The organism is Stenotrophomonas sp. 2619 (assembly GCF_040548725.1).
GTDB classification, from domain to species: Bacteria; Pseudomonadota; Gammaproteobacteria; order Xanthomonadales; family Xanthomonadaceae; genus Stenotrophomonas; species Stenotrophomonas maltophilia_AP.
This window is the reverse complement of sequence record NZ_JBEPSF010000019.1, coordinates 37,997-58,196: the sequence shown is the minus strand read 5'-3', so window position 1 is coordinate 58,196 and position 20,200 is coordinate 37,997. Positions and strand designations below refer to the sequence as shown.

Sequence of the window (20,200 nt, the reverse complement as noted above, 5' to 3'; positions counted from 1 at the left end):
TTCCTGCCCCGACGCAGGGTTCCCGTTTTCGTACCAGGAGTCGCAATGAACACCGTTTCTCCGTCCAAGCTCAGCCAGCTGCGTGATCTGTCCGTCGTGGTAGCCGATACCGGCGACTATGAGGCGATCAAGCGCCTGAAGCCGGTCGACTGCACGACCAACCCGACCCTGGTGAAGAAAGCGCTGGACCTGCCGGTGTACGCGGACCTGATCGAGCGCGAACTGGCCTGGGGCCGTGAGCAGACCGGCGACCGCGAGACCATCGTGCACGCCGTGGCCGACCGCCTGACGGTGGGCGTGGGCACGCTGCTGAGCTCGCTGGTGCCGGGCCGGGTGTCCACCGAGGTGGACGCCGACCAGGCCCACGACACCGCCGCAACGGTGGCCAAGGCGCGCCAGTTCATTGCGATGTACGAGGCGGCCGGCGTGCCGCGCAGCAAGGTGCTGATCAAGATCGCCGCGACGTGGGCGGGCGTGGAGGCAGCGCGCGTGCTGCAGGCCGAGGGCATCGACTGCAACCTGACGCTGATCTTCAATCCGACCCAGGCGCTGGCCTGCAGCGAAGCCGGCGCGTTCCTGATTTCGCCGTTCGTCGGTCGCATCCTGGACTGGTACGTGGCCAATGGGCAGGCCCCGGCTGACATCGACGCCGACCCGGGCGTGGTGTTCGTGCGCGGGGTGTACGCCGAGTTCAAGCGCCGCGGTTCGCCGACGGTGGTGATGGGCGCGTCGTTCCGTTCGACCGCGCAGATCGAGGCACTGGCCGGCTGCGATCGGCTGACCATTTCGCCGGACCTGCTGGAGAAGCTGGACGCCGACCACGGTGCGCTGCCGCGCAAGCTGGTGGCCGGTGCGGCCGAGCCGGTGCAGGCGGCGGCGATCGACGAAGCACGCTTTGCGGCCGACCTGGCCGCCGACCCGATGGCCACCGAGAAGCTGGCCACCGGTATCGACGCGTTCGCCAAGGACCTGGAAGCGCTGCGCCAGACGATCCGCGAACGGCTGTAAGCGCGCCGGTTTCTGGACGACAAAAGGCCCCGCACTGCGGGGCCTTTTGCTTTCTCAACCATCAACAACCGGGGCAGAGCCGACCGTTGGTCGGCTGCTCCCACGTCACTGCAACGGCAGCCGACCAACGGTCGGCTCTACCGCATCGCTCAGGCATCCACACCAATCGGGCAACTCACCCCTGTGCCGCCGATCCCGCAGTACCCGTTCGGGTTCTTGGCCAAGTACTGCTGGTGATAGTCCTCGGCGTAGTAGTACGCCGGGGCCGGAAATTCGATCTCGGTGGTGATCGCGCCCAGGCCGGCCTCGTCCAGACGCTGCTGGTAGGCGTCGCGGCTGGCGATGGCCGAGTCGAACTGGGCCTGGCTGGTGGCATGGATGGCCGAGCGGTACTGGGTGCCGGTGTCGTTGCCCTGGCGCATGCCCTGGGTGGGGTCATGGTTCTCCCAGAACACCTGCAGCACCTGGCCCAGCGAAATGATGGCCGGGTCGAATACCACCTCCACGATCTCGGTGTGCCCGGTCATGCCGGAACAGACCTCTTCGTAGGTCGGGTTCGGGGTGGAACCGCCGGCGTAGCCCACCGAGGTGGAATACACGCCCGGCAGCGTCCAGAACTTGCGCTCGGCGCCCCAGAAACAGCCCATCGCCACGCGGATACGCTGCAGGCCGGCGAAACCGTCCTTGAGCGGGTGGCTGTTGACGTAATGCTGGTTGTGCAGCGGCAGCGGGTGGTCCCGGCCCGGCAGCGCCTCGTCCGGGCGCGGCAGGCGTTGCTTGAACGCACCGATGCCCAACAGGCCCTTGGCAATTCCCAACATGGCGGTCTCCTAGGCCGGCAACAGGCCGGCGCTTTCGTCACCGTCGAATATGGGGTCGTCCGGGGCGCCACCCAAGTCGAGCCCGGCCACGATGCCCTCGGCCTCCGGCCGGGCCAGGTCGGGCACGCACACCCGCAGCACCCCGAACAGCGGCAGCTCGCCCATCCCGCCCAGCAGTGACTCGCCGAACACGAACGCGGGGATACCCGCATCCTCCAGCGCGTGCTTGACCAGATGGGCGTCAAACAGGTTATCGGCCTGGTAGATCACGTGCATGGGCGGGCTCCGGCGGGTGTGACCCCAGCATACCCCCGGGGGCTGAAGGCGTGCCGACCCGCGAACGGCCGGGACGCGTCCCGGGAACCGGCCGCATCGCCCGGATGGGTAGTGCCGGCCGCTGGCCGGCTCCTCAGCACCAATGCGATGGCACGCCCCGGTACTGCCGGCCGCTGGCCGGCTCCTCAGCACCAACGCGATGGCACGCCCCGGTACTGCCGGCCGCTGGCCGGCTCCTCAGCACCAATGCGATGGCGCGCCCCGGTAGTGCCGGCCGCTGGCCGGCTCCTCGTACTGCCGGCCCTGTGCAGAGCCGGCCAGCGGCCGGCACTACCGGAGAGCGTCCGGCGGAGCCCCATGAGTCAGGGGGCGGCGCCGAAGGCGCGGGGCCTGGGGGACCGCGAAAAGGCGCCCGCGATTTGCGCAGCAACGCGTGGGGCGACAGCGCGAATGCGATGGCGCGTCCCGACAGGCTAAACTGTTGGTCTTTCTGCCTTTCAGACTGCGACCGCGCACCATGTCCGAGCCTATTGCCGCCCCCACCGACGCCCTTCCGGAAACCCACGAAAAGCGGGATTTCATCCGTCAGATCGTCCGTGAGGACCTGGCCGCGGGCAAGCATGCCGCGATCAAGACCCGCTTCCCGCCCGAGCCCAACGGCTACCTGCACATCGGCCATGCCAAGTCGATCTGCCTGAACTTCGGCATTTCCGGCGAGTTCGGCGGCGTGTGCAACCTGCGCTTCGACGACACCAACCCGGCCAAGGAAGACCCCGAGTACGTGGCCGCCATCCAGGACGACGTGCGCTGGCTGGGCTTTGAGTGGAACGAGCTGCGCCACGCGTCGGATTACTTCGATGCCTATTACCTGGCCGCCCAGAAGCTGATCCGCGACGGCAAGGCCTACGTGTGCGACCTGTCGGCCGAGGAAGTGCGCGCCTACCGCGGCACCCTGACCGAGCCGGGCCGCCCGTCGCCGTACCGCGAGCGCGGCGTCGAGGAAAACCTGGACCTGTTCGCGCGCATGCGCGCCGGTGAGTTCCCCGACGGTGCCCGCACCGTGCGCGCCAAGATCGACATGGCCAGCGGCAACATCAACCTGCGCGACCCGGCGCTGTACCGCATCAAGCACGTCGAACACCAGAACACCGGCAACGCCTGGCCGATCTACCCGATGTACGACTTCGCGCACGCGCTGGGCGATTCGCTGGAAGGCATCACCCACTCGCTGTGCACGCTGGAATTCGAAGACCACCGCCCGCTGTATGACTGGTGCGTGGACAACGTCGACTTCGCCCACGACGACGCGCTGACCGCCCCGCTGGTCGAGCGCGGCCTGCCGCGTGAGGCGGCCAAGCCGCGCCAGATCGAGTTCTCGCGGTTGAACATCAACTACACGGTGATGAGCAAGCGCAAGCTGATGGCGTTGGTCACCGAACAGCTGGTGGACGGCTGGGAAGACCCGCGCATGCCGACCCTGCAGGGCCTGCGCCGCCGCGGCTACACCCCGGCGGCGATGCGCCTGTTCGTCGAGCGCGTGGGCATCAGCAAGCAGAATTCGCTGATCGACTTCAGCGTGCTCGAAGGCGCGCTGCGCGAAGACCTGGACAGTGCCGCGCCGCGCCGCATGGCCGTGGTCGACCCGGTCAAGCTGGTGCTGACCAACCTGCCGGAGGGCCACGCCGAAACGCTGACCTTCTCCAACCACCCCAAGGACGAGGCCTTCGGTACCCGCGAGGTGCCGTTCGCCCGCGAACTGTGGATCGAGCGCGAGGACTTCGCCGAGATTCCGCCCAAGGGTTGGAAGCGCCTGGTGCCGGGCGGCGAAGTGCGCCTGCGCGGCGCGGGCATCATCCGCTGCGATGAAGTGATCAAGGACGCCGATGGCACCATCACCGAACTGCGCGGCTGGCTGGACCCGGAATCGCGCCCGGGCATGGAAGGCGCCAACCGCAAGGTCAAGGGCACCATCCACTGGGTCAGCGCGGTGCACGCGGTGCCGGCCGAAATCCGCCTGTACGACCGCCTGTTCTCGGTGCCCAATCCGGACGACGAAACCGACGGCAAGACCTACCGCGATTACCTCAATCCCGACTCGCGCCGCACCGTCACCGGCTATGTCGAGCCGGCCGCCGCCACCGCCACGCCGGAGCAATCGTTCCAGTTCGAGCGCACCGGCTACTTCGTCGCCGACCGCCGCGACCACACCGCCACCACGCCGGTGTTCAACCGCAGCGTGACCCTGCGCGATACCTGGTCGGCATAACGCGGCAGGCCGGTGCCAGGCACCGGCCACCTTGCTGCGCGGCCCCCCACCCGCGGTGCCGCGTCGCCACTCCCCACGCCAGCGGCGCATCCCCTGCGCCCCCCGCACCGTGGCCGCGTTCAGCGCGGACACGGCATCCCTACGCGCGGCCCGATACACTGCCGCTGCTCCATATTTGAAGAGGCCCACGCCCCGATGCTGTACGCGCAAGTCCACCTCACCCTGCCCGCCTGGATCCACGACCAGATCGACCTGGCCCGTGTGTATCCCGACGATGCTGCCAAGGTCGCCCTGGCGATCGAGCTGTCGCGCCTGAATGTCGAGGCGGAAACCGGCGGCCCGTTCGGCGCGGTGGTGTTCGGCCCGGACCACCGCGTCATCGCCGCCGGCGTCAACCGCGTAGTGCCGCACAGCACCTCGCTGGCCCATGCCGAAAACATGGCCTACATGCTGGCCCAGCAGCGCCTGCAGACCCCGCGCCTGAACGCGGTGCTCAGCCCGATCACCCTGGCCACGTCTTCGCAGCCGTGCTGCCAGTGCTACGGCGCCACCATCTGGGCCGGCATCGACCGGCTGCTGATCGGTGCCAGCGCGCAGGACGTGGAAGAACTCACGCCGTTCGATGAAGGCCCGCTGCCGGCCGACTGGGTCGGTGAACTCAACAAGCGCGGCATCGAAGTGGTGCGCGACATCGAACGCGATGCCGCGCGCGCCGTGCTGCGCCAGTACGGGGAGATCAACGGTGCGCATTACTGACCGCCGCGCCTCGGGCGCGCTGCGATGAGCGGCCTGCTGTGTCTGTGCCGCCAGGGGTTCGAGCCGGAACTGGCCGGTGAACTGTCCGAGCGTGCCGCCTATGCCGGCATCGCCGGCTATGCACGCACCCAGCGCAACGACGGCTACGTGCTGTTCGCCACCGACGAAGGCGCCGCGCTGTCCAAGGCGCTGCCGTGGCGGTCGCTGATCTTCGCGCGCCAGAAGCTGGTGGTGCTGGCCGAACTGCGTGAGCTGGACCCCAGCGACCGCATCACCCCGATCCTCGCCGCCCTGCAGGGTCAGCAGCGCTTTGGCGACATGTGGGTGGAGCACCCCGACTCGGACGAAGGCAAGCCGCTGGCCGGCCTGGCGCGCGCGTTCGGCAATGCGCTGCGCCCGGCGCTGCGCAAGGCTGGCCTGCTCACCGACAAGGCCAACACCGCGCTGCCGCGCGTGCACGTCGTGTTCGTCGATGGCCGGCATGCGTTCGTCTGCGTGAGCGACACCCGCGACAGCGCGCCGTGGGCGCTGGGCATTCCGCGCCTGAAACTGCTGCCCGATGCACCGTCGCGGTCGGCGTTGAAACTGGACGAGGCCCTGCTCACCCTGCTCACCCCGGAGGAACGCGAACAGCTGGTCAAACCGGGCATGCGCGCGGCCGACCTGGGCGCCGCGCCCGGCGGCTGGACCTGGGTGTTGACCCGCCAGCACGTCAAGGTGATCAGCGTGGACAACGGCCCGCTGCGTGAGCACGTGCTGGAGACCGGGCTGGTGGAACACCTGCGCGCCGACGGCTTCCACTGGCAGCCGGACACGCCGCTGGACTGGATGGTCTGCGACATGGTGGAACAGCCGCGCCGGGTCGCCGAGCGCATGGCCACCTGGTTCCGCGAAGGCTGGTGCAAGCATGCGATCTTCAACCTCAAGCTGCCGATGAAGAAGCGCTGGGATGAAACCCGCCTGTGCCTGGACCTGTTCCAGGAACAGGCCGGCAAGCCGCTGGTGGTACGGGCCAAGCAGCTGTACCACGACCGTGAGGAAATCACGGTGCTGGCCTCGCCGCTGCGGTGATCAACGCGGTACAGCCGGGCATGGCCCGGCGCTATCCGCCCACGTCAAACACGGAGTCTGCATGCAACGTCGCCCTGCCCTGTCCCTGCTGTTGTGCCTGCTGCCCTCGCTCGCCCTGGCCCAGGCCTACACGCCGTCGCCGGCGGTAAGCGAACCGCTGCGCGACGTACCCGCCAGCGTGCGCACGCAGTCGCTTTCCGAGGGCCGGGTGACCCACCAGGTGACCTTGGCGGCGCCGGCGGGCGAGGCGGCGGTGACGGTGCGGTCGGTGCAGCCGGTGAGCGTGGTGGGCCAGTACCGGTTCGCGTTCGCGACGCTGGACACCGATGGCGATGGCTTCATCAGCCGCGCCGAAGCCCAGGCCAACCCGGCCTTGGCCGATGAGTTCGGCGCCTTGGATGTAAAGCGGCGCGGCAAGCTGGACCGCGCCGACCTGGCCGGCTGGCTGACCGACTGAAGCACACACCGTAGCGCCGGGCTCTGCCCGGCTGCGCGTTGCCAGCATCCCCAATTGCCTGACACCGGCCGGGCAGAGCCCGGCGCGACGGCCGCACGCTGCGCGAGCACCGCCACAACCACGTAGCGCCGGGCTCTGCCCGGCTGCGCGTTGCCAGCATCTCCAATTGCCTGACACAGGCCGGGCAGAGCCCGGCGCGACGGCCGCACGCTGCGCAAGCACCGCCACAACCACGTAGCGCCGGGCTCTGCCCGGCTGCGCGTTGCCAGCATCCCAATTGCCTGACCCAGGCCGGGCAGCGCCCGGCGCGACGGCCGCTCCCAGCGCCAGCACCGCCACAACCACGTAGCGCCGGGCTCTGCCCGGCTGCGCGTTGCCAGCATCCCAATTGCCTGACACAGGCCGGGCAGAGCCCGGCGCTACGGCCACACGCTGCGCAAGCACCGCCACAACCACGTAGAGCCGGGCTCTGCCCGGCTGCGCGTTGCCAGCATCCCCATTGCCTGACACAGGCCGGGCAGAGCCCGGCGCCACGGCCGCTCCCAGCGCGAGCACCGCCACAACCACGTAGCGCCGGGCTCTGCCCGGCTACGCGTTGCCAGCATCCCAATTGCCTGACACGGGCCGGGCAGAGCCCGGCGCGACGGCCGCACGCTGCGCGAGCACCGCCACAACCACGTAGAGCCGGGCTCTGCCCGGCTGCGGGTTGCCAGCATCCCAATTGCCTGACACAGGCCGGGCAGAGCCCGGCGCTACGGCCGCTCCCAGCGCAAGCACCGCCACAACCACGTAGCGCCGGGCTCTGCCCGGCTGCGCGTTGCCAGCATCCCCAATTGCCTGACACAGGCCGGGCAGAGCCCGGCGCTACGGACGCTCGCTGCGCGAGCACCGCCACAACCACGTAGCGCCGGGCTCTGCCCGGCTGCGTGGCCTTACACGCCGGCGGCGCGTTTCCAGAACATCGACACCAGTGGCGGCAGCTTGCCGGCACAGCCCAACATCCGGCCGCGGGCCAGGGTGAGGTGCAGCTCGTCGTTGGAGAACACGGTGTTGATCGCATCGAAACTGTAGGCGGCCACGGTGTTCTCGCTACGCCGTTCACGCGCCCAGCGCTGCAGCCGGTGCGGTGACATCCAGTCCTGGCGGCGCTGCTGCGCCTGCAGGACCAGCATCCGCAGCGCGGCCACGTCGCGCAGGCCCAGGTTGACGCCCTGCCCTGCCAGCGGGTGCACCACGTGCGCGGCATCGCCCAACGCCAGCACGCGCCCGGCCACATAGCCGGTGGCCAGCTGGCGGCGCAACGGGAAGGCCGCGCGCCGCGATGCCAGGGTCATCGCCCCCAGCCGCCCGGCGAAGGCCTGGGTGAGTTCACGCCCGAAGGCCGCCTCGTCCAGCGCCAGCACACGCTCGGCCTCGGCGTCGGGCAGGGTCCAGACAATCGAGCTGCGCTGTCCGGCAATGGGCAGCACCGCCAGCGGACCGGTCACCAGGAAGCGCTGCCAGGCGGTGGCTTCGTTGTCGTTCTCGCTGTCCACGTAGGCGACCACGCCGCGCTGGCCATAGTCCTGGCGGCTGACCTCCAGCCCGGCCAGACGGCGCAGCGTGGATTCGGCCCCGTCGGCGGCGATGGCCAGCGATGCTTCCAGCCGGCGGCCATCCTCCAACCGCAGGCGCACGCCGTCGGCATCCTGCTCCAGCGCTTCCACCCGCGCCGGGCAGCACACCTGCACTCCGGCCGCCGGCAGCGCCGCCCACAGGCGGTCCACCAGCAGGTCGTTCTCCACGATCCAGCCCAACTGTTCGCGACCAAGATGGTCGGCATCGAAGCGCAGTTCATCGCCGCCGCCAGCGTCCCACACGCGCATGCGTCGGTAAGCACAGGCGCGCGCCGCAGTGACGGCCGGCCATACCCCGAGCGCAGCCAGCAAGGCCGCGTTGTCCGGCGCAAACGCATACACGCGCAGGTCGGGCTGTTGTGGCTGCCACGGGGCCGGTTCGCGGCCTTCCACCAGGGTGACCTGCAGGCCGGTGTCGGCCAGGGCCAGCGCACAGGCCGCGCCTACCACGCCGCCGCCCACCACGATCACATCGCGCGCGCGCCGGCTCATGCGCCTGCTCCACGGCACAGCGCCGGTACTTCGCCACGGAAGCCCATCGCGCCACCGACCAGCATCGACTGCATCGGGGTGGCCTGTGCGGCCAGCAACCCCAGGCTGCGCAACGGCCGCATCAGCGGTGCCCGATTGCTGGTCAGGCGGGCCAACCCGCCGGAGAAGGCGATGGTCTGCGCGCGGTCTTCGGCGCGGCGTGCCACGTGCGCCTGCAGCAGCGTGTCGCTGCCCGGATCCTGCGCATCGGCCACCAGTTCGGCCAGGGTCAGGGCGTCGCGCAGGCCCAGGTTGAAGCCCTGCGCACCCAACGGGTGGATGGTCTGCGCGGCGTTGCCCAGCAGCACGGCACGCTCGCCCACCAACGCCTGGGTCAGCACCTGGATCAGCGGGTAGGCGCTGCGCGGGCCGCTTTCCAGCAGCCGCCCGGCGCGCCAGCCGATCGCGTCCTGCAGGCGCTGCAGCCACGCCGCATCGTCCAGCGCGTGTACTGCGTCGGCCTGGTCGCGGGCCACGCCGTGCACGGCGCCAAAGTGGCGATCCCCGCGCGGCAACAGCGCAGTGGGGCCGGTGTCGGTGAACCGCTCGTAGGCCGTGCCATCGGGCGCACGCGCACCCCGCACCCGCGACACGAACAGGGTCTGCTCGAAATCGTGTTCGTCCACGCCGATGCCCAGCGCTTCGCGCACGCCGCTGCGGGTGCCGTCGGCGCCCACCACCAGCCGCGCCAGCAGGCAGCGCTCGCCGCTGTCGTCGGCAATGAACACCTGGCGGTACCCGTCGACGGTGGCGCCCAGCCGCACGAAGCGCGCCGGGCGGTAGCGGGTCAGGTGCGACAGCGCCTGCAGGCAGGTTTCCAGCGCGGTGCCGAAATCACGCGCCACCACCACCTGGCCGAACCACGGCCGCTGGTACTGCGCGGCGTCCATCTGCACCCGGCCGAAATCGCCGGCACGGCTGACATGGATGCGGGTGATCGCGCCGGGCGCGGTGCCCAGCCGCTGCATCACGCCCAACGCGGTGAGGGCATTGACCGTGGCGGCAGCGAAGCTGAGGTTGCGCTGGTCGAACACCGTCGGCAGGGTTCCGGCCGGGGTCGCTTCCACCAGCCCGACGTCGCGCCCGGCGCGGTCCAGCGCAATGGCCAGACTGGCACCGACCAGCCCGCCGCCCACGATCACTACGTCATGTCGTTCACTCATGCCGCCATGATAAGCGCTGGGCCGTTCCCGGCGCGTGCGGCGGCCTGCCGCAGCAGGCGCTAGAATGAATGCCTGACCCTTTCCCGTGGCTGCCATGTCCACCACCGCCCAACGCGCCTTCGTCCTGTCCGTGCTCGTACTGCTGATGGCCGCCACCCGGGTCAATCACTTCATGGCGATCCCGGATGCCTCCTGGGCCGTGTTCTTCATCGGCGGGTTCTACCTGCGCAGCTGGACCCGCTGGGCGTTCCCGCTGTTGATGGCGCTGGCCATCGTGATCGACATCCTGGTGATCCGCAGCAGCGGCCAGCAGTACCTGCAGCATTACTGCGTCTCGCCCGGCACCTGGATGCTGCTGCCGGCGTACTTCTCCATGTGGGCCGGCGGCATGCTGCTGCGCCAGGGGTACCGCGGCGCCCAGTGGATCACGCTGGGCAAGGCGGCCCTGCTGCTGGTGGCGGCAGTGGCGGTCTGCCACCTGTTCGCGCAGGGCGGTTTCTACTGGAGCAGCGACATGGTGCCCAACCCGACCGTCGCCGGTTGGCTGAAGAACTACGCCGACTGGTTCGTGCCCTACCTGCGTACCGCCGCGATCTATGTCGGCCTGGCCGCCGCGCTGCAGCTGACCACCGAACAGGTCGTCAAGCTGCTGCAGGCGCGCCACGACGTCCTGCGCTGAGCTGTCGGCACGCATGGGCAACCGGCTTTCACGCATCTACACCCGCACCGGCGATGACGGCAGCACCGGGCTCGGCGACGGCAGCCGGGTGCCCAAGGATGCCCAGCGGGTCAACGCCTACGGCACCGTGGACGAAGCCAACTCGGCGCTGGGCGTGCTGCTGGCGGTCGCCCTGCCCGACGACGTGCGGGCGCTGCTGACCACCGTGCAGCACCAGCTGTTCGACCTGGGCGGGGAGCTGTGCATTCCCGGCCACGCCGCCATCCAGGCCGCCGACATCGACGCACTGGAGCAGCAGCTCGATCACTACAACGCCGACCTGCCGGCCTTGAAGGACTTCATCCTGCCGGCGGGCGGCGAGGCCGCCGCGCGCTGCCACCTGGCCCGCACCATCGTGCGCCGGGCCGAGCGCGAAACGGTGACCCTGGCGCGCCTGGAGCCGGTGCGCGCCGAAGCCATCGGCTACCTCAACCGCCTTTCCGACCTGCTGTTCGTGCTGGCCCGGGTGCTGGCCCGCGCCGACGGGCACGGCGAGGTGGTGTGGCGGCACGAACGCCGCCACGCCTGAGCCCTCCCGCCGCCCCACCGGAACCCCTGCCCGCATGCTGGTCTTTACCCACCCTGCCTGTCTGCAACACGATCCCGGCCGCGGCCACCCCGAATCCCCGCAGCGCCTGCAGGTGGTGCTCGATGCCCTGCACGCCGCCTTCCCCGACCAGCTGGACTGGCGCCAGGCGCCGCCGGCCAAGCTTGGCGAGCTGGCCCGCGTCCACGACAGCGAGCTGATCGACCTGGTGCTCAAGGCCCAGACCGAGCCGCTGCGCCAGATCGACATGGACACCCTGACCTCGCCCGGCTCGGCCAGCGCGGCCCTGCATGCCGCCGGTGCCGGCGTGGCCGCCGTGGATGCGGTGATGCTGGGCGATGACCCGGTCGCCTTCTGCGCGGTGCGCCCGCCCGGCCACCACGCCACCGCCAGCACCGCAATGGGCTTCTGCCTGCTCAACAACATCGCCGTGGCCGCCGCCTACGCGCGCGACCGCTACGGTCTGGAACGCATCGCCATCGTCGATTTCGACGTGCACCACGGCAACGGCACCCAGGACATCTTCATCGCCGACCCCGGCGTGGCCTACTACAGCACCCACCAGGCCGGGCTGTTTCCCAACTCCGGGCTGCGCCGCGACCGCGGTGCCGGCAACCTGATGAACATTCTGCTGCCCCCGGGCAGCGGCGGGTTCCGCTTCCGCAACACCTGGGCCGATGAAATGCTGCCGGCCATCGACGATTTCCGCCCGCAGCTGCTGCTGATCTCGGCCGGTTTCGATGCGCATCTGCGCGATCCGCAGGCGGACCTGATGCTGGAAACCGACGATTTCGCCTGGATCACCGCCGAGTTGCGCGGGTTGGCCCGGCGTCATGGCGGTGGCCGGGTGGTGTCCATGCTGGAGGGCGGATACGACCTGCAGGCCTTGGCCGAATGCAGCGTGGCCCACGTCGGCCAGCTGCGCTGAGGCCCTGCGCCGGTCCGGACCGCGCATGAACCTGAACCCTTGGCCGGGCAAGGCCTTCATTGCCCCTATGCAAGGGATGGGGCAAGCTACGATCCGTTTTCCCCCGAATCCGACTCCCGCGTGCGCCGAGCCCTCCGTCTGCTGCCTCTCCCCCTGAGCATCGCCATCTGCCTGCCGGCCATGGCCGACGACAAACCGGTGAACTGGGGCCTGTGCCCGGCCACCGACGTGCTGCCCGTGTTCGACGATGCGCCCAAGGCCGACAAGGCCGCGGCCGCCACGCGCGACCAGCAGGACACCGACATCGAGGGCGACCAGCTGTTTGGCACGTCCACGGTGCCGCAATACCAGGGCAACGTCGCGCTCAAGCGCGGCGACCAGTTCCTGGGCACCGACCACCTGAGCTTCGACACCGAAAGCGGCAACTACATCGCCGAGGGCAACGTCCGCTACCAGGACTCCTCGATCCGGATGGTGGCCAAGCGGGCCGAAGGCAACCAGGAAGCGGACACCCACAAGATCAGCGACATCCAGTACCAGCTGGTGGATCGCCGTGGCAACGGTGGCGCCGAATCGGTGGACCTGCAGGGTGCGGTCGGGCAGATGCACCGCTCCACCTACACCACCTGCGACCCGTCCCAGCCGGTCTGGAAGTTGTCGGCGCCGCAGATCGAAGTGGACAACGACGAGGGCTTCGGCACCGCGCGCAACGCCGTGCTGCGGATCGGCAAGGTGCCGGTGCTGTGGGCGCCGTACTTCAAGTTCCCGATCGACGACCGTCGCCAGACCGGCCTGCTGTACCCGCAGCTGGGCCTGTCCGGGCGCAACGGCTTCGATTACGCCCAGCCGATCTACTTCAACCTGGCGCCGAACTACGACGACACCCTGACCCCGCGCTACATGAGCAAGCGCGGCCTGATGCTCGACAACGAGTTCCGCTATCTCTACGACGGTGGCCGCGGCACGTTGCTGACCGCCTACCTGCCCAACGACAAGCTGCGTGACAAGGATCGTGGCCGGGTCGAGTTCGAGGGCTACCACAACATCAACGGCAACTGGCAGGCGCGCGCGAATATCGCCTGGGTCAGCGACGAGCGGTATACCGAGGACTTCTCCAGCAAGCTGCTGGGGGTGACCGCGTCGAACCTGCAGAGCCAGGTGGGTATCTACGGCACCGGTGAGAACTGGACCGGCGGCCTGATGGCCGATTACTGGCAGCTCACCGACTACACCCTGACTGAAGACTCGCTGCCGTATGCGCGCCAGCCGCGCGCGTTCTTCAACTGGGACAAGCCGCTGCTGCCGTGGCTGGAAGCGGGCGTGTATACCGAAGCCGTGCGCTTCACCCACGACGACAACCGCCGCAAGATCATCGATGGAGACGGCGAGTACCTCCGCTCCGGCGTGGTGGATCCGCGCTTCAACGGGTCGCGCCTGGACGTCAAACCCTACGTGTCGCTGCCCTTCAGCGGGCCGTCGTGGTACGTGACCCCGACGCTGGCCTACCGCTACACCGCCTACGACCTCGAGCAGGGCCTGGCCGACCAGGTCCGCCGCCAGGCGCTGGTCGACGCGGGTATCGACCCGACCACCGCTACCCCGGAGCAGCTGCGCGGCAACACCTCGCCCAGTCGCAGCCTGCCGGTGGCCAGCCTCGATGCGGGCATGTTCTTCGACCGCGAGACCACCATCGGCGGCAAGTCGTTCCTGCACACCCTGGAACCGCGCCTGTTCTACCTGCGCACGCCCTATCGCGACCAGAGCGAGCTGCCGGTCTTCGACACCCGCGACTTCACCTTCAGCTGGGGCCAGCTGTTCCGCGATTCGCGCTACACCGGCGCCGACCGCCAGAACGATGCCAACCAGCTGACCATGGCCTTGAGCACCCGCTTCATCGACCAGACCACCGGTCGCGAGCGCTTCTCCGGCAGCATCGGCCAGATCCTGTACTTCGATGATTCGCGGGTCACCCTGCCGGGCCAGCAGGCCCAGGTCGAGCAGGGCAAGTCGGCGTGGATCGCCGATGCCAATTACGCCGTCAACGACCGCTGGACGCTGGGGGCCACCTACCAGTGGGATCCCAAGTACAAGCGCGAGGACCTGGCCAGCCTGCGGGCGCGGTACCTGATGTCCAACGACGGCGTCGTCAACCTGACCTACCGCTACCGCATCAACGCGGCAGCGCCGATCACCGCGACCAAGGAAGAACGCACGCTGCTTGAACAGGTCGACCTGTCCTTCCTGTACCCGATCAGCCCGCGCTGGAGCCTGGTGGGCCGCTATTACTACTCCATCGAAGACAAGAAGCCGCTGGAAATCATCGGCGGCGTGCAGTGGGACAGCTGCTGCCTGGCTGTTCGCGCCATCGCCCGCCGCTACGTGCGCAACCGCGAGGGCGAGCTGAACAATTCCTTCCAGATCGAGTTCGTGCTCAAGGGCTTGAGCTCCATCGGCCAGAACACGGACCGCACCTTGCGCCGTGCTATTCTCGGGTACTACCGAGACGACCTCTATCTCGTGCCGCCCAGCAACACCGGGGCCGACCGCGACGACTACGATCCGAATCAGATCCCATGACCAAGACCCTTCCCGTTCTACTCGCTTCCCTGCTGGCGGTATCCACCGTCTCGGCACCGCTGCAGGTGCTGGCCCAGCAGAGCCAGCCGCTGGACCGCATTGCCGCCATCGTCGATGAAGACGTGGTGCTGCAGAGCGAACTGGACCGTGCGATCCAGAACATCAAGGCGCAGTACGCCGGTCGTGAGAACCAGCTGCCGCCGGAAGACGTGCTGAGCCGCCAGGTGCTTGAACGCCTGGTGCTGGTCAAGCTGCAGGTGGCGCGCGCCCAGAGCAGCGGGATCAAGATCGGCGACCAGGAGCTCAACCAGGCCCTGAACGCGATCGCCCAGCAGAACGGCTCCAACCTGGACGCCCTGCGCCAGCGCCTGGCCCATGACGGCATCGATTTCAACGATTTCCGCAACTCGGTCCGCGATGAAATCACCGTGCAGCGCCTGCGCCAGAGCTTCGCGCAGAGCCGCATCAGTGTCAGCGAGGGTGAAGTGGACGCCGCGCTGAAGCAGCAGGCCTCGGTGGGCACCCAGTACCATCTGGCCCACATCCTGATCGGCCTGCCGGAAGGCGCGACCGCCGATCAGATCAGCACCGGCCAGAAGAAGGCCGATGGCGTCAAGGCACTGCTGGACAAGGGTGAACTGGACTTCAACGCCGCCGCCGTCCGCTATTCGGACAGCCCCAACGCGCTGGAAGGCGGCGACCTGGGCTGGCGTTCGCTGGATGAAATTCCCAACGCATTCGCGCAGATGATGGCGCAGATGAAGGCCGGCGACGTGGTCGGCCCGATCCGCGGCCCGAGCGGCTTCCAGCTGCTGAAGCTGGTGGAAGTACGCGACGCCAGCGCCGCCGCCAGCGGCCAGACCATCACCGAATACCATGCCCGCCATATCCTGGTGCGTGTGACCGACCAGCAGGACAACGCGGCGGCCAAGGCCAAGATCGAAACGCTGCGCGCGCGCATTGCCGGCGGCGCCGATTTCCAGGCCGTGGCCAAGGAAGCGTCGGACGACAACAACAGCAAGGGCCAGGGCGGCGATCTGGGCTGGTTCCCGGCCGATGCCTTCGGCCCGGACTTCGGCAAGCAGGTGGCTGGCGTGGAAGACGGTGGCGTGAGCCCGGCCTTCCGTACCGATGCCGGCTGGCACATCGTGCAGCGCGTTGCCACGCGCCAGACCGATGCCACCACCGACAACCAGCGTGCCCAGATCCGCGAGACCATCGGCCGCCGCAAGCTGGAAGAAGAGTACAACCGCTACCTGCAGGAACTGCGTGGCGAAGCCTACGTCAACCTGCGTACCGGCGCGGACGCCACCGGCACCACCCCGCCGCCGCAGTCCTGAGGATGCCCGGATGATCCCGCAGCTCGCTCTGGTACCGGGCGAGCCCGCCGGGATCGGTCCGGAACTCTGCATCCGCCTGGCCCAACAGCCGCGCACCGAGTGCCGGCTGCTGACCTTCGCCGACCCGGACACCCTGCACGCCGCTGCCGCGGCGCTGTCGCTGCCGCTGCAGCTCCTGCCTGAAGATGCCATCGCCCGCCAGCCGGGCGATCTGCGCGTGCGCGCGGTGCGCAATGCCGTCCCCTCGCGCTTCGGCCACGCCGATCCGGCCAATGCCGTCGCGGTGATCGGCGCGTTGCTGCAGGCCGGCCAGGCCTGCCTGGCCGGTGAACTGGATGGTGTGGTGACCGGCCCGGTGCACAAGGCGGTGATCAACCAGGGCGGCATTGCCTACAGCGGCACCACCGAACTGCTGGCCGACCAGGCCGGCGTGGAGGTGGTGATGATGCTGGCCAACGACATCGTGCGCGTGGCCCTGGCCACCACCCACCTGCCGCTGCGCGCGGTGGCCGACGCCGTCACCGCGCAGGGCCTGGCGCGCACCCTGCACACCGTGCACGCCGCCATGCAGCGCGACTTCGGCATCGCCGCGCCGCGCATCGCGGTGCTTGGCCTGAACCCGCATGCAGGGGAAGACGGCCACCTGGGTCGTGAAGAGCTGGACCTGATCATTCCCCTGATGGAGCGCCTGCGCGGCCAGGGCATGGACCTGATCGGCCCGCTGCCGGCCGACACCGCGTTCCTGCCGGCCAAGCTGGCCGGCTTCGACGCCGTGCTGGCGATGTACCACGACCAGGGCCTGCCGGTGCTCAAGTACAGCGGCTTCGAACAGGCCGTCAACATCACCCTGGGCCTGCCCTATCCGCGGGTGGCCGTCGACCACGGCACCGCGCTGGACATGGCCGGCCGGGGCATCGCCGACCCTTCCAGCCTCCTCGCTGCCACCGCGCTGTGTGCCCGGCTGGCGCGGCAACGTAAGATGGTGCCATGACTTCCTCGTATTCCTCCTCGGCCGGCGGGTTCACCGCGCCGCCCAAAAAGCAGCTGGGCCAGCACTTCCTGGCCGATCGCAGCTACATCGACAAGATCGTGCTGGCGGTCAACCCGAAGGACGACGACCGCCTGGTCGAGATCGGCCCGGGCCAGGGTGCCATTACCCTGCCGCTGCTGCGCCGCCATCCGCGCCTGACCGTGATCGAGTTCGATCGCGACCTGATCGCGCCCCTGACCGCCGCCGCTGAACCGCTGGGCGAACTGACCATCGTGCACCGCGACGTGCTGCAGGTGAACTTCACCGAGCTCGCCGGCGACGGCCAGATCCGGCTGGTGGGCAACCTGCCCTACAACATCTCCTCGCCGATCCTGTTCCACGCCATGGAGCATGCCGGCGTGATCCGCGACATGCACTTCATGCTGCAGAAGGAAGTGGTGGACCGCATGGCCGCCGGCCCGGGCAGCAAGGTCTACGGCCGCCTGAGCGTGATGCTGCAGGCCTGGTGCAAGGTGACCGCGCTGTTCGTGGTGCCGCCGGGTGCCTTCCGGCCGCCGCCGAAGGTGGACTCGGCCGTGGTGCGGCTGGTGCCGCGTGATCCGGACACGGTCGGGATCATCGACCGCAAGCGCTTCGCCGATGTGGTCCGGGCCGCCTTCGGGCAGCGCCGCAAGACCCTGCGCAACGCCCTGAACGGGGTGGTCACGCCCGAGCAGTTCGAGGCTGCGGGCGTGCGCAGCGATGCCCGTGCCGAGCAGCTGGAGGTGGCGCAGTTCATCGCCCTGGCCAACGTTCCGCAGGTGGCAGGCGACGACGCCCCGCAAGGCTGATCGCCCCGGCCTGCGCTGGACGCAGGCACGCAGAACCGCTTGAAATCCCTGAAGGAGCGCGCCATTCAATGGCGCGCTCACCTCAAACTGCACGACATTCTCTAAACTGCCTGCATGAACGACGCTGCACACTATGCGATCTCGGTCGAGGTCGCTCCGCGCTTCCTCGACGACCAGTCCACGCCGGAGGACGGGCGCTACGCGTTCGCCTACACGATCCGCATCCACAACCACGGCCGCGTCGCCGCCCGCCTGGTGGCACGCCACTGGCGCATCACCGATGCCAACGGCCGCATCGAGCACGTGGATGGCGACGGGGTGATCGGCGAGCAGCCGCGGCTGCGCCCGGGTGAAGACTTCCGTTACACCTCCGGTGTCATGCTGGAAACGGAACACGGCACGATGCAGGGGCATTACGACATGGTGGCCGACGATGGCACCGAGTTCGCCGCCGCCATCGCGCCGTTCGTGTTGACCGTTCCGCGCACACTGCACTGATGGAGGCGCGCGCATGAGTGTATGGGCCATCGGCGACCTGCAGGGCTGCTACGACGTCACCCAGCGGTTGCTGGAGAAGATCCGCTTCGACCCGGCGGTGGACACCCTGTGGTTCTGCGGGGACCTGGTCAACCGCGGCGGACAGTCGCTGGAAACCCTGCGCCTGGTCCATTCGCTGCGCGACAGCAGCGTGGTGGTGCTGGGCAACCATGACCTGAGCCTGCTGGCCGTGGGTGCCCGCACCGAGGAAGAGCAGCGCAAGGTCAACCCGGACCTGCTGCGCATCGTGCAGGCCGACGACCGCGACGTACTGCTGGACTGGCTGCGCCTGCAGAAGCTGGCGCACGTGGACCGCGAACTGGGCTGGATGATGATCCACGCCGGGCTGGCCCCGAAATGGACCACCCAGCTGGCCGAGAAGCACGCCCGCGAAGTGGAGGTGCAACTGCACGGCAGCGGCTACCGCAAGCTGTTCCGCAACATGTACGGCGACAAGCCCAGCTGGTCGCCCGGCCTGGCCGGATACGACCGCTCGCGCGCGATCATCAACCTGTTCACGCGCATGCGCTACTGCACGCCGCGTGGCCGCATCGGCATCGAGGACAAGGGCACGCCTGGCACGCAGGAACAGGGCCTGTACCCGTGGTTCGAAGTGCCGGGCCGCGCCGAGCGTGACCTGAAGATCGTGTGCGGTCACTGGTCCGCGCTGGGCCTGACCATCACCCAGGGCGTGCACGCCATCGATACCGGTGCGGTATGGGGCGGCAAGCTCACCGCGTTGCAGTTGGATACCGACGAGCTGCGCGTGGTGCAGGTGCCGGGCCGCGATGTGCCCCGGCCCGTGTCGCCGCCGCGTCCGCCGGCACGGCGTCCGGCCGGCGACAGCGAGTCGCAGGGCAACGGCCGACCGCCGCGGCAGCCGCAGGGCCAGCGTCGCGAACGCGGCCCGCGTGGCCAGCCGTCGCAACGCCGCAACCCGGAACCGGCCGGCGACACCGGCGGAAGCACGCCCACCCCGGCATGATGCGTTCCGGGCGGTGGCTGCGGGTGGGCCTGGCCGCCCTACTGGCCTTGGCCGGCATGGCCTGCCAGCGCAGCCCGACCCCGGCGAGCGACGCCAGCGCGCCGGTCGCCGACTCCACCCCCACCGCACGGCCCTCGTCGCGGCCATCACCGCCGCTGGTGGCCGCCGCCCGCAGCCAGATCGGGCAGACCGTGCGCTACGACCCGGCTTATGCCGTCCTGGGCTATCCCGGTGGCGACGTCCCCATCGACGGCGGCGTGTGCACCGATGTGATCGTGCGCGCCCTGCGCACCCGGGGCCTGGACCTGCAGCAACGTATCCACGAGGACATGCGCGGTGCGTTCAGCGCCTACCCGGCGCTGTGGGGGCTGTCGCGGCCGGACCGCAACATCGACCATCGCCGCGTGCCCAACCTGATGCGCTGGTTCGAACGCCAGGGCTGGCAGCAACCCGCGTCGCGCCAGGCGGCCGACTTCGCCGCCGGGGACATCGTGGCCTGGAAGCTCAGCGGCAGCGGGCTGCTGCACGTAGGCATCGTCTCCGACCGGCGACGCAGCGACGGCACCCCGCTGATCCTGCACAACATCGCGCGCGGCACGCAGGAAGAAGACCTGCTGTTCGCCCACACCATCATCGGCCATTACCGGCCGCCCGCCTGAGCGCTGGCCACTGCAAGGACGCGCCGCGCACACCGAAACGGGAGGCGCCGGTTGAATCAGCGCATCGCCATGCGCCCATTGTTTACCGCGCAAGCCGCGTAGCGCCGGGCTCTACCCGGCTGC

At 69.3% G+C, this 20,200-nt stretch carries 19 protein-coding genes; 15 read left to right on the top strand and 4 right to left on the bottom strand.

Annotated features, from left to right (window positions below; all coding sequences use genetic code 11):
• Positions 1–45 precede the first annotated feature (45 nt).
• Positions 46–1,008: a transaldolase gene (locus ABIA71_RS17535; protein ID WP_354286884.1), complete on the top strand. Its 963-nt coding sequence runs from the start codon at positions 46–48 to the stop codon at positions 1,006–1,008.
• A 149-nt stretch (positions 1,009–1,157) separates the two neighbouring features.
• Here the strand turns inward: ABIA71_RS17535 and msrA are convergent, their stop codons facing one another.
• Both msrA and ABIA71_RS17525 read right to left on the bottom strand, forming a co-directional pair.
• A complete protein-coding gene (msrA, locus tag ABIA71_RS17530; protein WP_354286957.1) occupies positions 1,158–1,808 on the bottom strand; it encodes a peptide-methionine (S)-S-oxide reductase MsrA in 651 nt (216 codons plus the stop codon).
• Positions 1,809–1,838: 30 nt separating this feature from the next.
• Positions 1,839–2,105: a putative signal transducing protein gene (locus ABIA71_RS17525; RefSeq protein WP_038690397.1), complete on the bottom strand. Its 267-nt coding sequence runs from the start codon at positions 2,103–2,105 to the stop codon at positions 1,839–1,841.
• A 517-nt stretch (positions 2,106–2,622) separates the two neighbouring features.
• On the opposite strand from ABIA71_RS17525, the gene ABIA71_RS17520 reads away from it, so the two are divergent.
• From ABIA71_RS17520 to ABIA71_RS17505, 4 genes are all read left to right on the top strand, one after another.
• Positions 2,623–4,371 (top strand): glutamine--tRNA ligase/YqeY domain fusion protein, encoded by a 1,749-nt coding sequence (locus ABIA71_RS17520; protein ID WP_354286882.1) that lies wholly within the window; start codon positions 2,623–2,625, stop codon positions 4,369–4,371.
• A gap of 195 nt (positions 4,372–4,566) precedes the next feature.
• Positions 4,567–5,127, top strand: coding sequence for a nucleoside deaminase (locus ABIA71_RS17515; protein ID WP_354286880.1), 561 nt, complete (start codon positions 4,567–4,569; stop codon positions 5,125–5,127).
• A 24-nt stretch (positions 5,128–5,151) separates the two neighbouring features.
• The gene (gene rlmM, locus ABIA71_RS17510; RefSeq protein ID WP_354286878.1) at positions 5,152–6,198 is read left to right on the top strand and encodes a 23S rRNA (cytidine(2498)-2'-O)-methyltransferase RlmM; all 1,047 of its coding nucleotides are present in this window, start codon (positions 5,152–5,154) and stop codon (positions 6,196–6,198) included.
• Between the two features lie 61 nt (positions 6,199–6,259).
• Positions 6,260–6,655, top strand: coding sequence for an EF-hand domain-containing protein (locus ABIA71_RS17505; RefSeq protein WP_354286876.1), 396 nt, complete (start codon positions 6,260–6,262; stop codon positions 6,653–6,655).
• Between the two features lie 932 nt (positions 6,656–7,587).
• Here the strand turns inward: ABIA71_RS17505 and ABIA71_RS17500 are convergent.
• Together ABIA71_RS17500 and ubiH are read right to left on the bottom strand one after the other, a co-directional pair.
• Complete coding sequence (locus ABIA71_RS17500; protein WP_354286874.1) at positions 7,588–8,763, bottom strand: UbiH/UbiF family hydroxylase; 1,176 nt, start codon at positions 8,761–8,763, stop codon at positions 7,588–7,590.
• Positions 8,760–9,965: a 2-octaprenyl-6-methoxyphenyl hydroxylase gene (gene ubiH / locus ABIA71_RS17495; protein ID WP_354286872.1), complete on the bottom strand. Its 1,206-nt coding sequence runs from the start codon at positions 9,963–9,965 to the stop codon at positions 8,760–8,762. The genes ABIA71_RS17500 and ubiH overlap by 4 nt, the downstream gene beginning before the upstream one ends.
• A 94-nt stretch (positions 9,966–10,059) precedes the next feature.
• On the opposite strand from ubiH, the gene ABIA71_RS17490 reads away from it, so the two are divergent.
• The 10 genes from ABIA71_RS17490 to ABIA71_RS17445 all read left to right on the top strand — a co-directional run bounded on the left by ABIA71_RS17490 (position 10,060) and on the right by ABIA71_RS17445 (position 20,077).
• Entirely contained in the window at positions 10,060–10,644 is a 585-nt protein-coding gene (locus ABIA71_RS17490; protein WP_354286870.1) for a hypothetical protein, read from the top strand.
• A 13-nt stretch (positions 10,645–10,657) separates the two neighbouring features.
• Positions 10,658–11,212 carry a cob(I)yrinic acid a,c-diamide adenosyltransferase gene (locus ABIA71_RS17485; RefSeq protein ID WP_038690413.1) on the top strand — a complete coding sequence of 185 codons (555 nt, stop codon included), beginning with the start codon at positions 10,658–10,660 and terminating at the stop codon, positions 11,210–11,212.
• Between the two features lie 34 nt (positions 11,213–11,246).
• Entirely contained in the window at positions 11,247–12,158 is a 912-nt protein-coding gene (locus tag ABIA71_RS17480) for a histone deacetylase family protein (RefSeq protein ID WP_354286868.1), read from the top strand.
• 120 nt (positions 12,159–12,278) lie between these two features.
• Entirely contained in the window at positions 12,279–14,735 is a 2,457-nt protein-coding gene (gene lptD, locus ABIA71_RS17475; protein WP_354286866.1) for an LPS-assembly protein LptD, read from the top strand.
• Entirely contained in the window at positions 14,732–16,075 is a 1,344-nt protein-coding gene (locus ABIA71_RS17470; protein WP_502961277.1) for a peptidylprolyl isomerase, read from the top strand. The genes lptD and ABIA71_RS17470 overlap by 4 nt, the downstream gene beginning before the upstream one ends.
• 10 nt (positions 16,076–16,085) lie before the next feature.
• Positions 16,086–17,066, top strand: a complete 981-nt coding sequence (gene pdxA, locus ABIA71_RS17465) for a 4-hydroxythreonine-4-phosphate dehydrogenase PdxA (protein WP_354286864.1) — start codon at positions 16,086–16,088, stop codon at positions 17,064–17,066.
• The gene (gene rsmA, locus ABIA71_RS17460; RefSeq protein WP_354286862.1) at positions 17,063–17,896 is read left to right on the top strand and encodes a 16S rRNA (adenine(1518)-N(6)/adenine(1519)-N(6))-dimethyltransferase RsmA; all 834 of its coding nucleotides are present in this window, start codon (positions 17,063–17,065) and stop codon (positions 17,894–17,896) included. The genes pdxA and rsmA overlap by 4 nt, the downstream gene beginning before the upstream one ends.
• 114 nt (positions 17,897–18,010) lie before the next feature.
• Entirely contained in the window at positions 18,011–18,394 is a 384-nt protein-coding gene (gene apaG, locus ABIA71_RS17455) for a Co2+/Mg2+ efflux facilitator ApaG/CorD (protein ID WP_038690425.1), read from the top strand.
• 13 nt (positions 18,395–18,407) lie between these two features.
• Positions 18,408–19,418, top strand: coding sequence for a symmetrical bis(5'-nucleosyl)-tetraphosphatase (locus ABIA71_RS17450; RefSeq protein WP_258223634.1), 1,011 nt, complete (start codon positions 18,408–18,410; stop codon positions 19,416–19,418).
• Complete coding sequence (locus ABIA71_RS17445; protein ID WP_502961276.1) at positions 19,415–20,077, top strand: DUF1287 domain-containing protein; 663 nt, start codon at positions 19,415–19,417, stop codon at positions 20,075–20,077. The genes ABIA71_RS17450 and ABIA71_RS17445 overlap by 4 nt, the downstream gene beginning before the upstream one ends.
• Positions 20,078–20,200: the final 123 nt, after the last annotated feature.

Coding starts and splice junctions, on each gene's coding strand:
- ABIA71_RS17515 (WP_354286880.1), top strand. CDS start 4,567: ATGCTGTACGCGCAAGTCCACCTCACCCTGCCCGCCTGGATCCACGAC.
- ABIA71_RS17520 (WP_354286882.1), top strand. CDS start 2,623: ATGTCCGAGCCTATTGCCGCCCCCACCGACGCCCTTCCGGAAACCCAC.
- ubiH (WP_354286872.1), bottom strand. CDS start 9,965: ATGAGTGAACGACATGACGTAGTGATCGTGGGCGGCGGGCTGGTCGGT.
- ABIA71_RS17525 (WP_038690397.1), bottom strand. CDS start 2,105: ATGCACGTGATCTACCAGGCCGATAACCTGTTTGACGCCCATCTGGTC.
- pdxA (WP_354286864.1), top strand. CDS start 16,086: ATGATCCCGCAGCTCGCTCTGGTACCGGGCGAGCCCGCCGGGATCGGT.
- ABIA71_RS17445 (WP_502961276.1), top strand. CDS start 19,415: ATGATGCGTTCCGGGCGGTGGCTGCGGGTGGGCCTGGCCGCCCTACTG.
- ABIA71_RS17505 (WP_354286876.1), top strand. CDS start 6,260: ATGCAACGTCGCCCTGCCCTGTCCCTGCTGTTGTGCCTGCTGCCCTCG.
- ABIA71_RS17450 (WP_258223634.1), top strand. CDS start 18,408: ATGAGTGTATGGGCCATCGGCGACCTGCAGGGCTGCTACGACGTCACC.
- ABIA71_RS17470 (WP_502961277.1), top strand. CDS start 14,732: ATGACCAAGACCCTTCCCGTTCTACTCGCTTCCCTGCTGGCGGTATCC.
- rsmA (WP_354286862.1), top strand. CDS start 17,063: ATGACTTCCTCGTATTCCTCCTCGGCCGGCGGGTTCACCGCGCCGCCC.
- apaG (WP_038690425.1), top strand. CDS start 18,011: ATGAACGACGCTGCACACTATGCGATCTCGGTCGAGGTCGCTCCGCGC.
- ABIA71_RS17535 (WP_354286884.1), top strand. CDS start 46: ATGAACACCGTTTCTCCGTCCAAGCTCAGCCAGCTGCGTGATCTGTCC.
- ABIA71_RS17485 (WP_038690413.1), top strand. CDS start 10,658: ATGGGCAACCGGCTTTCACGCATCTACACCCGCACCGGCGATGACGGC.
- ABIA71_RS17500 (WP_354286874.1), bottom strand. CDS start 8,763: ATGAGCCGGCGCGCGCGCGATGTGATCGTGGTGGGCGGCGGCGTGGTA.
- ABIA71_RS17490 (WP_354286870.1), top strand. CDS start 10,060: ATGTCCACCACCGCCCAACGCGCCTTCGTCCTGTCCGTGCTCGTACTG.
- ABIA71_RS17480 (WP_354286868.1), top strand. CDS start 11,247: ATGCTGGTCTTTACCCACCCTGCCTGTCTGCAACACGATCCCGGCCGC.
- rlmM (WP_354286878.1), top strand. CDS start 5,152: ATGAGCGGCCTGCTGTGTCTGTGCCGCCAGGGGTTCGAGCCGGAACTG.